13 protein-coding genes are annotated in these 13,168 nt (G+C 70.7%); 6 read left to right on the top strand and 7 right to left on the bottom strand.

From position 1 onward, the window contains the following. On the bottom strand, positions 1-205 hold a 205-nt coding region (locus VXC91_RS07310; protein ID WP_329506024.1), incomplete at its 3' end, for an NAD(P)H-dependent oxidoreductase. A gap of 122 nt (positions 206-327) precedes the next feature. On the opposite strand from VXC91_RS07310, the gene VXC91_RS07315 reads away from it, so the two are divergent. Next, positions 328-720 (top strand): winged helix-turn-helix transcriptional regulator, encoded by a 393-nt coding sequence (locus tag VXC91_RS07315; RefSeq protein WP_329506026.1) that lies wholly within the window; start codon positions 328-330, stop codon positions 718-720. A gap of 118 nt (positions 721-838) precedes the next feature. On the opposite strand, the gene VXC91_RS07320 is transcribed toward VXC91_RS07315, so the two are convergent. After that, positions 839-2,146, bottom strand: coding sequence for an FAD-binding oxidoreductase (locus tag VXC91_RS07320; RefSeq protein WP_329506029.1), 1,308 nt, complete (start codon positions 2,144-2,146; stop codon positions 839-841). Beyond that, positions 2,143-3,042 (bottom strand): LLM class flavin-dependent oxidoreductase, encoded by a 900-nt coding sequence (locus VXC91_RS07325; protein ID WP_329506030.1) that lies wholly within the window; start codon positions 3,040-3,042, stop codon positions 2,143-2,145. Before VXC91_RS07325 ends, VXC91_RS07320 begins: the two co-directional genes overlap by 4 nt. Positions 3,043-3,107: 65 nt before the next feature. Here VXC91_RS07325 and VXC91_RS07330 point away from each other — a divergent pair, with 65 nt between their 5' ends. Continuing rightward, complete coding sequence (locus VXC91_RS07330) at positions 3,108-3,497, top strand: winged helix-turn-helix transcriptional regulator (protein ID WP_329506031.1); 390 nt, start codon at positions 3,108-3,110, stop codon at positions 3,495-3,497. 54 nt (positions 3,498-3,551) lie between these two features. Here VXC91_RS07330 and VXC91_RS07335 read toward each other — a convergent pair whose 3' ends face one another. Further along, positions 3,552-4,430 carry a YegS/Rv2252/BmrU family lipid kinase gene (locus tag VXC91_RS07335; RefSeq protein WP_329506032.1) on the bottom strand — a complete coding sequence of 293 codons (879 nt, stop codon included), beginning with the start codon at positions 4,428-4,430 and terminating at the stop codon, positions 3,552-3,554. Positions 4,431-4,495: 65 nt separating this feature from the next. After that, entirely contained in the window at positions 4,496-6,091 is a 1,596-nt protein-coding gene (locus VXC91_RS07340) for an FAD-binding oxidoreductase (protein ID WP_329506033.1), read from the bottom strand. Between the two features lie 74 nt (positions 6,092-6,165). On the opposite strand from VXC91_RS07340, the gene VXC91_RS07345 reads away from it, so the two are divergent. Both VXC91_RS07345 and VXC91_RS07350 read left to right on the top strand, forming a co-directional pair. Further along, positions 6,166-6,765 carry a TetR/AcrR family transcriptional regulator gene (locus tag VXC91_RS07345; RefSeq protein WP_329506035.1) on the top strand — a complete coding sequence of 200 codons (600 nt, stop codon included), beginning with the start codon at positions 6,166-6,168 and terminating at the stop codon, positions 6,763-6,765. After that, a complete protein-coding gene (locus tag VXC91_RS07350; protein WP_329506036.1) occupies positions 6,762-8,363 on the top strand; it encodes a glycerol-3-phosphate dehydrogenase/oxidase in 1,602 nt (533 codons plus the stop codon). The genes VXC91_RS07345 and VXC91_RS07350 overlap by 4 nt, the downstream gene beginning before the upstream one ends. 1 nt (position 8,364) lies before the next feature. On the opposite strand, the gene VXC91_RS07355 is transcribed toward VXC91_RS07350, so the two are convergent. After that, positions 8,365-8,538, bottom strand: a complete 174-nt coding sequence (locus VXC91_RS07355) for a hypothetical protein (protein ID WP_329506037.1) — start codon at positions 8,536-8,538, stop codon at positions 8,365-8,367. Positions 8,539-8,787: 249 nt separating this feature from the next. On the opposite strand from VXC91_RS07355, the gene VXC91_RS07360 reads away from it, so the two are divergent. Continuing rightward, a complete protein-coding gene (locus VXC91_RS07360; RefSeq protein ID WP_329506038.1) occupies positions 8,788-9,312 on the top strand; it encodes a hypothetical protein in 525 nt (174 codons plus the stop codon). A gap of 168 nt (positions 9,313-9,480) precedes the next feature. Beyond that, positions 9,481-11,715, top strand: coding sequence for an FUSC family protein (locus VXC91_RS07365; protein WP_329506039.1), 2,235 nt, complete (start codon positions 9,481-9,483; stop codon positions 11,713-11,715). Between the two features lie 558 nt (positions 11,716-12,273). Here VXC91_RS07365 and VXC91_RS07370 read toward each other — a convergent pair. Next, a complete protein-coding gene (locus VXC91_RS07370) occupies positions 12,274-12,945 on the bottom strand; it encodes an enoyl-CoA hydratase-related protein (RefSeq protein ID WP_329506040.1) in 672 nt (223 codons plus the stop codon). Positions 12,946-13,168 lie beyond the last annotated feature (223 nt).

Genomic DNA, 13,168 nt, shown 5'->3' on the forward strand with positions numbered 1-13,168 from the left:
AGGTGTGGGTGGCGGGGTCGGCGAAGCCCGCGGTGTGCGCCTCGGCGGTGATGTGCGGCACGGGGTTCGCGGCCAGGTCCCGATAGACGACCGTGCCGTTGGGGTGCTGTTCCTGCCAGGTCTTGCGGAAGGCCTCCGACACAGTGCGGGAGGCGGACGCCTCGCCCCCGAAGACGGACGAGTCGATGTGGAGCAGGGTGGCCATGTGGGTCTCCAAAGAACGTGCCCGAGCCCGGACGAGTCGGGCTAAGAATTCGTACACAGCTATCTCTAGCATAGGAGCTTACTTTTTTTCATCCCCGTATGGCGAGGTAGTACGATGTCCCCATGGCGGCGGAGCAGGGCCACGACGTGGCGGCATGCAAGCAGGTGGACGGCGGCATCAGCCGCGTCTTCCAGTTGCTCGGAAAGCGCTGGAGCGGCCCGATCGTGGCGGTGCTCGTGGATCAGCCGGCGCACTTCGCCGACCTGCGGCGGGCGATCCCCGGCATCAGTGAGCGCATGCTTTCCGACCGGCTCGCCGAACTCGGCGCCGCGGGGTTGGTGGTACGCGAGGTCGACGAGGGGCCGCCGCTTCGGGTCTCCTACCGGCTGACGGAGTCGGGGGCCGCACTGGAGCCCGCGCTCAAGGCGCTCGGGCAGTGGGCGCAGACGCACCTGCCGGATGCGGAGCCCTGCGCGGGGTCGACCGAAACCTGCATGGAGACGGCCCCCAAGTGACCTCGCCGCCGAGCGGGACGCGCACCCGAGTCGGTATTTGCGTACTCGAAGGCACCCCTCGACAGACTCGACGGCTTCCGCATGCGCCTGCCTGCCCACTCCCGTGCCACGGCGACCTTCACCCGGGCCGGCCGCGCAGCATGCCGTCGGGGTCGTAGCGTTTCCAGAGCTCGGTGACACGGGCGCCGACCTGCCCCGGGTAGGCGCGTGCGAACGTCGCCTCGTCCGGGTTGCTCTCGAAGTTCACATAGGCGCCGTCGGTGTACGCGACAAGCGGTTCCCAGGCGGCGGCCAGCGTCGACCGGTCATCCGGTGGGAACACGGAGGCGATGCCCAGGGTCTTCTGGTGGCGGTGGGCATAGGCGGCGGCCGAGGGGGACTGATCGTGGACTGCGCCGCCGAGCGAGCGCAGCTGGACGAGCACCGGGCTCGGTCCGGCCGATGCCGCCACCAGGGCACGGGCCGCCTCCCGGCCCATCTCGGTGAACAGTCCGTTGGTCGTGGTGGAGGGCATCTGCCCGGTGTTCGGGTGCAGATGTGCGGGTGAGACCAGCTCCGTGTAAGGGACGAGATGGGCCTGTTGGACCATGACGCGGCCGATCCCGAGGAGAGGTTCGAGGGCCCGGCGGATCACGGGAGGACTGTCGGAGGCGACGACGGCGGTGATGAACGCGGTCGTCGAGGCGCCCTGCGACGAGAGGGTCACCGCCGTCGACAGCTCCCGCGGTGCCCGCGCCATGACGGCCTCCCAACGGCGCAGCGTCCCACCGGCCCGATCCACCGGCACGGCCAACTGCGCGAACCCCACGTCACGCAGCTCCACCGCCTCGATCTCGAAGGCCACCGCGATGCCCGCGCCGCTGCCCGCCCCGCGCATCACCCACAGCAGATCCGGATCGGTTCCGGGGTCGGCGCGGGTGGCCGTCCCGTCGGACAGGACCACCTCGACGGCGCGGATGCGGTCGACGGTCAGCCCGTAGTGCCGTACGAGCCATCCGATGCCGCCGCCCGTGGCCAGACCGCCGACGCCGACGTTGCCGTGATCGCCCGAGCTGATGGCCAGCCCGTGCGGGGCCAGGGCGCGGGCGACCTGCGCCCAGCGGGCACCCGCCTCCACCCGTACGAGACGCGAGGCGCGGTCGACGACCTCGACCCGCTTCATCGCGCTCAGGTCGATGACAAGACCGCCGTTGTTGGTGGACCTGCCGCTCAGCCCGTGTCCGCCGCTGCGCACCGCCAGGGGAAGCCGACGCTCGCGGGCCATCCGGAGCGCTGCGGCGACATCGTCCGCCGACTCCGGCAGAACGACGACGGCCGGGCGGCCCACGGTGGTGTAAGTGGAGCGGAGCAGGCGGTAGCGACGGTCGTCCGGGGTGACCAGCTTGCCGGTGAGTTCGACGGGTGCCGTGCCCAGGTCGCCGTTCATCGCACACTCCGCAGAGCGGCGACGCGCTCGCGTACGGCGGGCACGACCTCAGCGGCGAAGAGCGCGAGCTGCTGATCGGGGTCCGTGGCGGGCCAGAGGACGAAGGTGTCGAACCCGAGGTCGACCGCCCACTCGGAGAGGGTGTCCGCCCACCGGTGCACGTCGCCGACGAGGCCCGGGGCTCCCCGATGGCCGCCGATCGCGCCGATCACGTTGTAGACGCGGCGGATCGTCCGCGGATCGCGTCCCGCGGCCGAGGCCGCTTCGTCGATGATCTGCTGACGGGAGGGCACCTGTTGCGGCGGGACGTAGATGTTCAGGGGGGAGATCCAGCCGTCCGCCGATCTGCCGGTCACCGCGAGCATCTTGGACTTCTGTGCGCCGAGCCACAGTTCGACGGGCTTCGGGGGCACCGGGCCGGCCTGGTAGCCGCCGACGGCGTGGTGGGGGCTCTGCAGCCGAACGACACCTCCCGCCAGCGCCTGGCGCATGACGGTCAGGGACTCCTCAGTGAAGGCGACCATCGACTCGCCACGTCGCGCCGGGCCGCCCATCGACGCGATGGCGTCGGGGATGCCGCCTCCGCCGACGCCGAGCTGGAGCCGGCCCTCGGTGAGGAAGGCGAGCGACGCGGCCGCCTTGGCCAGCATGGTCGGCGGGCGGAGCTGCAGATCGGCGACGTCGGTGAGGAACGTGATGCGGTCGGTGGCCGCGGCCAGGTGCGTGATCAGGGTCCAGGTGTCGAGATGGCCGGGCTGGTAGGGGTGGTCCTGGACGGCGTGGTAGTCCAGACCGCGGTCCTCTGCCGAACGCGCGAGGCGCCGGGTCCGGTGCACGGTGTCAGCGGCAGGGTCAAGACTCACTCCGAAGGAGAGAGGGCGTCCGTAGTCGGTCATGCGTCCAAGGTGCGATGGAGCGTCCCACCCGGCCAAATCAGAGGTAAGGTGCTAATCTTTTGTAAGTGAGTATTCCGACGACCACCCGCAAACCCTCGTCCCTCGAGCGTCGTTCCATCCATGACGACGACTGCCCGAGCTTTCATGACGCCCTCGAACTGGTCGGACGCCGCTGGACGGGTTCGATCCTGAGCGCCGCCCGCCAGGGGGCCTCCCGGTTCGGCGACTTCCGGGCCGTCATCGACGGCATCTCCGACCGATTGCTCTCGCAGCGCCTGAAAGAACTCGAGGCGGAGGGTCTCATCGAACGCACCGTCACACCCACCACTCCCGTACAGATCCACTATCGGCTGTCCCCGGACGGCCGGGCCCTCGTGGATGCGTTGCAGCCGTTGGCGCGGTGGAGCCTGGGCCGCTCGGGCCTCAGACGCCGGAAGCCGGGACCGACGGTGTAGCCTCTCGGCACGCTCGTCGTCGTCCGGCCGTTGCGGCAGCGCGCCACCAGGCGTTCAGCACAGCACGGCGAGCGCTCCGGGCAGGACCCTGACCGTCACGGGGAGGACGGCGTCCACCTCGCCGTCAGCACCGTAGGGGATGTCGCGGTCGGCCTCTATGCGGACCTCCGTGCCACGTACGATCTGTACTTCGCGCCGGTGGACGTGCGCGCCGGTCTTGAGCTCGTTCATCAGCGCGAAGAAGAGCCGGCGAGGCGCATGGCGGATCATCACGACCTCCAGCAGACCGTCGTCGACGCGGGCCTCGGGGGCGATGATGCGGCCGGAACCGTAGTAGGCGGAGTTGGCGACCACCACGGTGTAACCGTGGTGCGTGAGCTCTTCGCCGTCGATGGTGATCCGATAGGTGGCGGGGCGCCAGGTGGCGACCGCCCGCAGGCCCCCTGCGTAGTAGGAGGCGGCTCCGCTCAGGAGTTTCGCGTGATTGGCATGGCGGTTGGCGAGCGCGTCGACACCGGCGTACACGCTGCCGAGCGCGACGGCGCGCCCCTGGGCAGACTCCACCTCGATGGTGTCGACGCGGCGCGGCTCGTGGTGGAGCAGTGCCTCGGCCAGCGCGCCCGGGTCTGCGGGCAGGCCAAGAGCCCGGGCGAAGTCGTTGCCGCGGCCGGCCGGGACGATGCCGAAGAGTATGTCGGTGCCGCTGAGGGCGCCGCCGATGCCGCCGACGATGCCGTCGCCTCCGACGGCCAGGACCACCCGCTGCCGCTCTCCGGCCCGCCGGGCCAGGTCCTGGGCGTGCGCCAGACTGCTGCTGTACTCCGTCTCCAGCTCGGCCCCGGCTTCCCGCAGCAGCCGGGCCACGCTCAGCAGCATCGCCACCCCGTTGGATCCGCCGGCGGTGGGGTTGACGATGGCGGTGAACTGTCGCATCGGTATGCCTCCGAAGGCGCCTGACGGATCGTGGACGGACGGTGGTCGGGAGGGGCCGAGCGGGCTCAGTCGGCCGGCAGCAGGATGCCCGGGTTGAGCAGCCCGGTGGGGTCGAGGCGTCGCTTGACCGCCTGAAGGGCGTCGATGGCGAGCGGCCCGACCTCCCGGACGTACCAGTCGCGATGATCGGTGCCCACACCGTGGTGGTGGCTGATCGTACCGCCCGCCACCATGATCGCCTCGTTGGCGGCATGCTTGGCGGGCGCCCAGTGCGCCACCGGATCGTCGCCCTGGGCGGAAACCACCGTGAAGTAGAGCGAGGCGCCGTTTTCGTAGACGTGCGAGATGTGGCACATCACCAGGGGCGGGGTGCCGGACTCGGTGAGCGTGCCGATGACGGCTGCGCGGACGGAGGAGTACAGCTCGGGGAGGCGTGACCAGAAGGCCGCGGTCTCCAGCGTCTCGGCGAACGCCCCCGCGTCCAGCAACGCGTCCCTCAGGTAGGGCGCCGAGTAACGACCGTGGGCCCAGCGCTCCCCGGGTTCGGGGCCCACATAGGTGCCGCCGCACTCGCGCAGCACGGCCGCTGCCCGCTCCCGGCGGAGCGTGGTGTCCTCCTCGGTGCCCTCGTAGCCGGCGATCGCGAGGCATCCGCCGAGCTGCTCCGCCCCGGCGGAACCGATGGCGCCGGGCTGGGCGAGGCCGATGAGCGTCTCGGTCTCGTCCGACAGGCGCAGTACGGTCGGCCGCGGCCCGTCCTGGGCCAGACGCCGCAGGGCGGCGGCGCCGGCCTCGAAGGAGTCGAAGCGCCAGCCTTCGTACCGGCGGATCTGCGGGACGGGGCGGATCCGTACGGTCACCGAGGTGATGACGCCGAACGCCCCCTCGGAGCCGAGGACGAGCTGTCGCAGGTCGGGGCCGGCGGCCGAGCGCGGAGCGCGGCCGACCTCGAGGGTGCCGGCGGGGGTGGCGAGGGTGAGGCCGAGCACCATCTCGTCGAACCGGCCGTAGCCGGCGGACGCCTGTCCGCTGGAGCGCGCGGCGGCGAAGCCGCCGATGGTCGCCCACTCGTAGGACTGGGGGAAGTGGCCGAGGGTGAAGCCGTGCTCTGCCAGGAGTGCTTCGGCGTGCGGAGCCCGCAGACCGGGTTGCAGGGTGGCGGTGCGGGAGATCGGGTCGAGGGCGAGCAACCCGTCCATGCGGCGCAGATCGAGCGCGATGAAGGGCCGCCGTCGCTCGGGTGCGAGGCCGCCGACGACCGAGGTTCCGCCGCCGAACGGGACGACGGCCACGTCGTGCACGACACAGGCCTTGAGCACGGCGAGGACCTCGTCGTGGCTCGCCGGGAGCGCCACGGCCGCGGGGAGATCGCTGGTGTCGCCCTCGCGCATGCGCAGCAGATCGGGGGTGGACTTGCCACGGGTGCGCCGGATGCGGGACTCCGCGTCGGTCCGCAGATGCTCCTCGCCGCCGACAGCGGCGAGGAGAGCCTGGCGCACGGTGGCGTCCAGGGGCGACTCGGGTACGTAGATCTCGTCCAGGTCGACCGGTTCGGCGCTCCGGGGCTTGACCCCGAGCATGTCGCGCAGCAGTCCTGTCACCGTGTCGGGCAGCGGCGTCGCCCTGGCCGGGTCTCCCCAGCCGCTCCACAGCATGTCCATGGCGCTTGTCCTCACCGGTCGTCTCGACAGCGTGTCACCCTGCACGGCCACATGGCACTGTTACACTGTGACACATGACGCCTATTCGTCACAACGCCTCGGACAGCGATCCGGTACTCGACGCGGTACGCGAATGCGTCCTGGCCGTCGGCGTCCGGCGCACCACCCTCACCGACGTGGCCCGGCGCGCCGGCGTCTCCCGTATGACCCTGTACCGCCGCTGGCCCGATGTGCGGTCGCTGGTCGGTGACTTGATGACCCGAGAGTGGATCGAGGCGGCCACCCGTGCGAGGCCCGAGCCCAAGCCGGGAACGAGCGCACGCACCCTGATCGTGGAGGGGCTGGTCCAAGGAGTCGACGCCGTTCGCAGCCACCCGCTCTTCCGCAAGATCGTCGACGTCGATCCCGAACTGCTCCTCCCCTACGTGCTGGACCGACGCGGGGCGAGCCAGGAGGCGCTTCTCGACCTGCTCGCCGACGGCATCACGCAGGGCCACACGGACGGGTCGGTACGCCCCGACCACCCCCAACGGCAGGGCCGGGCGCTCCTCCTGGTCGCCCAGTCCTTCACGCTGTCGCTGCGGACCATGACCGACCAGGACGACGCCGAGCTGAGCCCCGAGGCCTTCTACGGAGAACTGCGGACCATCCTCGAGAGGACCCTGACGCCATGAGCCCCAGCAGTACTCCGTCCACCCCCGCGGGCCCGGCTCCGGGCACGTCCCTGACCGCCGACCGCCGCCGACGCGAACTGGCCCTGTCCACCGACGGGTCGGCGGTGGACCTCCTTGTCGTCGGCCTCGGCGCGACCGGCGCCGGAGCCGCCCTGGACGCCGCAGCCCGCGGACTGACGGTCGCCGCGGTCGACGCCCACGACCTCGCCTCCGGAACCTCCCGCTGGAGTTCCAAGCTCATCCACGGCGGACTGCGCTATCTCGCCTCCGCCCAGTTCGGCGTCGCCCACGAAAGCGCGCGGGAACGCGGAATCCTGATGGAGCGCACCGCTCCCCACCTGGTGCGCGCCCAGCCGTTCGTACTTCCTCTCACCCCCTTGGTCTCCCGCCCCCAGGCCGCGCTGGCCTGGGCCGGATTCCGCGCCGGCGACACGCTGCGCCTGGTCGCGCGCACGGCCCGGACGACACTGCCCGCACCGCGTCGGCTCTCCGCGGCGGAGACCCGCCACCTCGCCCCGGCGCTGCGCAGCGCCGGGCTCCGCGGCGGCCTGCTGTCCTGGGACGGCCGCGTGACCGACGACGCCCGCCTGGTCACCGCGATCGCCCGCACGGCTGCAGAGCACGGCGCGCGCATCCTCACCCGCGTGCGTGCCCTCGAACTCACCCGCACCGGCGCTCGCGTACGCGACGAACTCACCGGCGATGAAGGCGAGATCCGGGCCCGGGCGGTGATCAACGCCTCCGGCGTCTGGGCAGGCGGTCTCGTGGACGGCGTCCACATACGCCCTTCGCGCGGCACCCACCTCGTACTGCGCGCGGATCGCCTCGGCTCCCTGCCGGCCGGCCTGCACATCCCGATCCCGGGCGAGACCAACCGCTTCGTCCTCGTCCTGCCACAGGAAGACGGCCGGGTCTACGTCGGGCTCACCGACGAACCCGTCGACGGCGACATCCCGGACGTCCCAAAGGTCCCGGAAACCGACATCGGCTTCCTGCTGGACGTCCTCGGCTCCGCCCTGGACGTGCCGGTCCACCGCGACGACGTGGTGGGCGCCTTCGCGGGACTGCGCCCTTTGCTCGACACCACGACGACCACGGGCTCGGACACGGTGACGAGCACCGCCGACATCTCCCGCAAACACGCGGTGCTCACCTCGTCGGAAGGCGTGATCACCGTGGTCGGCGGCAAGCTCACCACCTACCGGCGCATGGCCGAGGACGCCGTCGACGCCGCAGTCGCCGCCCACTGTCTCTCCGCAGGCCCCTCCCCCACCACCGCGGTCCCGCTGGTCGGCGCCGCCCCGCCGCATGTGCTGGCCGCCCTTCGCGCGCCGCAGCGCCTGATCAGCCGCTACGGCACCGAGGCCCGGGCCGTCCACGCCCTGACCACGCGCGACCCCGGGCTTGCCGAACCCGTCCTGGAAGGCCACCCGACCACCCGCGCCGAACTGCTGTGGGCCGTACGCCACGAGGGGGCGCTCGATGCCGCCGACCTACTGGACCGCCGAACACGCATCGGGCTGATCGCGGCCGACCGCGCCGTCGCGCTGAGCACGGCACACGATCTGCTGGGCGAGGCGCTGGACGAGGCAGGCTGACTCACCGGACTTCCCCGAAATTCACGCCGAGCTCCAGGTATGCGGCGACGATCTTCTCCGACTCCTCGACGCTGCACCCGGCCCCCGAATCCTGACCGAAGGTCATCGCGCCGAGGGTGAACGGGCTGACCTGCAGCCCCGACCGGCCGAGCGTGACGCGATGACCGAGCGGCATGAACAACTCCCGTGCGTGCGCGTGTGGTTGCGGCCCATGGCGAGGGCCCTGAACGGCACCCTCCGGAGTCCCGGATCGGATCACTGTCATCGAATCGCGCACGGGACGGTCCGCAATAGACCGATCCTCTCGGAGTCTTGCCCGATCCTGCCCTCTGGCGGACGCGCGTAGAACTCGGGCACCATCTGCGTGCACCACCTGCACAGCCGCCCCACAGGAGACACGGCCCACTCGCAGGAAGGTCCTCACATGAAGTTCCGGTCAGCCCTCACGGCCCTCGCGCTCACCGTCGCCTCCGGGCTCGCCGTATTCGGCGGCGCCGGGGATGCCCTCGCCGCCCAGGACAGTGCCCAGGCCGCCGCCGTCACCAAGATCTCCCACGCCACCGCCACCGCCATGTTCCGTGCGGTCGGCATCACCTGGTCGTCCTCCGGCAACTGCTCCGACCGCAACAACCCGACCTGTACGTCCTTCGCGCAGCTCAACCTCGCCACTGCTCAAGGCGCCCAGACCCTCAAGCGTGCCTCCGGATGCGCGCTCAACATCACCGGCGGCACCGAGACCGGCCACGCCAGCGGCACGTACTCGCACTGGAACGGCTACAAACTCGACTACGGCAAGAACACCTGCATCACCAACTACATCAAGGGCAACTTCGCCTACATCGGCCTGCGCGGCGACGGCGCGCCCCAGTACCGGTCGGGCTCCGGCAACATCTACGCCGACGAGGGCAACCACTGGGACGTCCTGTACTACAACTGCGGAGGCTGCTGACCCGCCGTCGGCCGAACACGCGGAAGCCGACCGCCGACCCGGCCGGCTTCCGCCCGCGACAGCGAGGACCGGTCCGCCGGACGGGCGGCGTCCGGGGGCGAACCATCCGCCACCTCGTGCGATCCTGGACAGGAGATCACGACGGGACGCGGGAAAGAACACGGCGGAGTGAGGGTGTCAGGTCGGTCGGTGCGGGCGGAGTTGTGGGATCGCATCGCGGCATCGGACCCCGGTTTGCTCCGCTTGACGGCCGGTCTCAGAACCGTGTGCGCCATCGCACTCACGCTGGCCGTCCTGGCCGTGCTGCGCACCGAAGTGTCCCATCTCGTGGCAGGGGCGATCGCGGCCATGGTCGCGACCTTTGCCATCCGCGAGAAGGAGCGGCTGCGGCAGGCCGTCACGCTCGCCCTGGGTCTGCCTGTCGCGCTGGCCTCCGTATCGCTCGGCGCGCTCCTGAGGTCACACGTGGTGGCGGGCGACATCTTCTTCGTCGCCCTCATCTTCTGTGCCGTCTACGGCCGGCGGTTCGGCGACCGCGGCACGGCACTGGGGCTGATCGGGTTCCAGGTCTACTTCCTCTCCCTGTTCGTGGGTGCGACGGTCTCGACACTTCCAGGGCTGTGCGGCACGATCGCCCTCGCCTTCGCCAGCAGTGCCGTGGTGCGCTTCGCCCTCGTGCCGGAGACACCGACGGGCATCCTGGACCGGCTGCGTCGTGCCTTCCGGGCCCGCCTCGCCCAACTGCTCTCGGCGCAGTTGGCGTTGCTCGAAGCCGACCCGGACGACCAGGAGAAGGCCCTGGAGGAGGTCCGCGACAGGACCGCGGCCCTCAACGAGACCGCCATGATGATCCAGGGGTGGCTGGAGCAGGGGACCTCTGACGAAGCGACGGCCCGATCGGTGCAGCGCCGTATCGCCGATGCCGAGATCACCGCCGAACGGCTCGGGCTTCTGCTGCTCACGGCGCGCAGCACCGAGCGCGCCGACACGCTCACCCTGCATCTGCCCGGGGCCACTCTCCCCGCGGGCGGCCCGCTGGCGGAGCACGACGAGACGACCGCCACGCTGCGCCGCGACTTCGAGGCATTGCGCCTCCTGCTCCTGCAGCCCGTCTCCGAGGCCAGAGGGGCCGGGCTGGCGCACGTGCGCAACAGGCTGCTCGACTACCGGGAGGAGGACAACCTGCCTGCTGGGCCGACCGCCGTCCAGGACGTCTTCCGGGGGCTCGGCGAGACCGCGCGTGCGGTGGTCGGACTGCGGATGGCCATCGAGGGGCCTCAGGACGAGTCGGACGACACCCCCGCCACCACCCGCTCGCGCGAGGAACTGCACGCGGAGGACGCCGCCATCAGCGGCAGCGAGGAAGCCCATGAGGAGGAGGAACGCACCGGACTCGAGCGCCCCACCACGCGCGCGGCCGTGCAGGTCGCCGTGGGGTCGGCGTTCGCGATCGTCGGTGGTGAGTTCATCTCCAGTCAGCGCTGGTACTGGGCCGTGCTGACCTGCTGGATCGTGTTCATCAACACCGCGTCCACCGGCGAGATCCTGGTCAAGGGGTACCGCCGGCTCCTGGGGACCGTCTTCGGTGTGGTGGCCGGCATCGCCCTCGCGGGGCTGGTCGGGAATCACACATGGACGGCGTTCGCGTTGGTGCTCGTGTTCATCTTCGCGATGTTCTACACGGCCCCGCTGTCGTTCACGCTGATGTCCTTCTTCGTCACCGCGATGCTGGGACTTCTCTACACACTCCTGCACACCTACAGCGCCTCCGTGCTCGTCATGCGTATCGAGGAGACGGCCCTGGGCGCGGCCTGCGGAATCGTTGCGGCAGCGCTGGTACTGCCGGTGCACACCGATCGCCGTACGGACGAACTCCTCGCCACCGTGCTGGCCCGGCTCGCCGACGTCACGGACGCCGCGGTCCAGCAGCTCAGCGGTGGGCCCGCGGTCGACCTCCTCGACAAGGCACGTGACCTGGACCAGGCCCTGGCGGATCTGCGTGCCTCCACGCAGCCGCTGACCCATCCGATCACTCCCCTGCGGGCACGTCGGGACACCGCCCGCTACATCGTCGCCATGCTGGAGACCTGCGCCTACCATGCCCGCTCCCTGGCGGCGACCGCGGAACTGCTGCCCGAGCACCCGTCGATCGCGGCGGATCCCCGACTGCGCGGGGCGGGCCGGCGCATCGTGGCCAACATCGAGGCGATCGCGGCACGCGTGGCGGACGAGCGCAGCGCCGCCCGCATCGAGACCGGCCCCAGCATCGCGTCCATGCTGAAGCCGGGAACCCTCAGCGCTCCGCGCTACGACCGCGTCACCGACCGGGTACTGCGACATCTGCAGCGTCTGGACGATGCGGTGGCCGGTCTGGCCCGGCCGCTCAAGGTCCCCCGTGAATAGTCCGGAGTGACGAGGGAGCCCGACGTCAGCCCCGGCGCCGCGGTCCGACCACGGTGCCCCGTCGAGGGCGGAGCACGGAGTCGGGCCCTCGACGACTCCAACCGGAAAGTCGACACATGTCGGCTCGTCTGCCCGGTGCGGATACTCACAGGCCTCCGCAAGTCCGTCCGTCGTGCTGTATCGCGCCGGCTGACGAGACGAAGCCGCCCGCCTCACGTCCCCGTGGCGGGCGGCTCGTACCGTAGATGTGCAGAGATCAAGGTCGGCGGCGGCCAACGTGTGGTGTCCTGGGCCGCTGGACGACACCGGCCGGGGGCCGGCGGCGGGATTCGAACCCGCGTCACCCGCTTTCGAGGCGAAGTAGCCACAGCCTGCGCACCTGCACGGAGAGGACCGTAGTACGCATGACTGCGGCACTGCATCCGAGTTTCAACTGCTCGCGACCACATCCATCTCCTCGGATCGCCCCCGGCCGAACTCCCTGGGAAACGTGGGGCCGCCGATGGCCTCCCGCGACCGCTCCGGGCCTGGGCGATGATGGTTGCCTGCACGACGACGTCAGCCGAGCGGATCGGCCGTGTTACGCAGGGTGGCCAGAACCGGGCCGTACATGCGTGCCTTGATGGTGCCGAGGGTGCCGCCGGCCCTGCCGAGCTGTGCCTCAGCGATCTCTACGGCCGTGGAACGCACGGCGGCCTCGTCCACCGCCCGGTCGACGATGCCGGCGGCCGCGGCATCCGACCCACCGTATCGGCGGGCGGTGACCATGGCCTCGTGCGCGATCTGCGGCGCCAGCCGGGACCGGATCAGGGCGGACATGCCGGGCGTGAAGGGGATGCCGATGTCGGCCTCGGGCAGACACCAGAAGCCGCGGTCCGCGCGCATGACACGGAAGTCGTGCGCGAGAGAGAACATCGCGCCGGCGGCGAAGGTATGCCCTTGCAGGGCCGCCACGGTGATCACCGGCAGGGACAGCACGCGGGCGAAGAGCTCGTGGACGGACCTGCGGTAGCTCTCCTGCTGATCCGCATGGGCGCCCAGCCACTCCAGGTCCAGGCCGTTGGAGTAGAACTTGCCCGTCGCGGCGGTCACCAGGGCTCGCGGCCCTTCTGCCTTCTCCACCTCGTTCAGGGCGACCTCGACGGCGTTGATCCAGTCGGGGTGAAAACGGTTCTCACCGTCTCCGAGATCGAGCACGAAGACGTTGTCCTGGCGGTCAAGGGTAGGCATGTGCGCTCCTGGGGGTTGTGCCAACCTCGTGTCTGGGTCGGACTACGATGCATCAAGCCTGCGTGTCACCGACACGGAACGGAATCATCGATTCGCCCCTATGGGTGTGACCGCAGCAGTCACACCCTTTCCGCCGCTCAACTTCCGCTTGCGGTGCGCCAGTTGCCACCCACGCTTGACACCTGCCGACGGACACATTTCACATGGGGCCAGCCCATTACAG

Origin of the sequence: Streptomyces chiangmaiensis (genome assembly GCF_036281785.1) — a bacterium.
GTDB lineage: Bacteria > Actinomycetota > Actinomycetes > Streptomycetales > Streptomycetaceae > Streptomyces > Streptomyces chiangmaiensis.

What these genes read in the sequence shown, in the direction of transcription:
- VXC91_RS07360 (WP_329506038.1), top strand. Translation starts at nt 8,788, where the DNA reads ATGAAGTTCCGGTCAGCCCTCACGGCCCTCGCGCTCACCGTCGCCTCC.
- VXC91_RS07355 (WP_329506037.1), bottom strand. Translation starts at nt 8,538, where the DNA reads ATGCCGCTCGGTCATCGCGTCACGCTCGGCCGGTCGGGGCTGCAGGTC.
- VXC91_RS07335 (WP_329506032.1), bottom strand. Translation starts at nt 4,430, where the DNA reads ATGCGACAGTTCACCGCCATCGTCAACCCCACCGCCGGCGGATCCAAC.
- VXC91_RS07345 (WP_329506035.1), top strand. Translation starts at nt 6,166, where the DNA reads ATGACGCCTATTCGTCACAACGCCTCGGACAGCGATCCGGTACTCGAC.
- VXC91_RS07370 (WP_329506040.1), bottom strand. Translation starts at nt 12,945, where the DNA reads ATGCCTACCCTTGACCGCCAGGACAACGTCTTCGTGCTCGATCTCGGA.
- VXC91_RS07315 (WP_329506026.1), top strand. Translation starts at nt 328, where the DNA reads ATGGCGGCGGAGCAGGGCCACGACGTGGCGGCATGCAAGCAGGTGGAC.
- VXC91_RS07320 (WP_329506029.1), bottom strand. Translation starts at nt 2,146, where the DNA reads ATGAACGGCGACCTGGGCACGGCACCCGTCGAACTCACCGGCAAGCTG.
- VXC91_RS07340 (WP_329506033.1), bottom strand. Translation starts at nt 6,091, where the DNA reads ATGGACATGCTGTGGAGCGGCTGGGGAGACCCGGCCAGGGCGACGCCG.
- VXC91_RS07325 (WP_329506030.1), bottom strand. Translation starts at nt 3,042, where the DNA reads ATGACCGACTACGGACGCCCTCTCTCCTTCGGAGTGAGTCTTGACCCT.
- VXC91_RS07350 (WP_329506036.1), top strand. Translation starts at nt 6,762, where the DNA reads ATGAGCCCCAGCAGTACTCCGTCCACCCCCGCGGGCCCGGCTCCGGGC.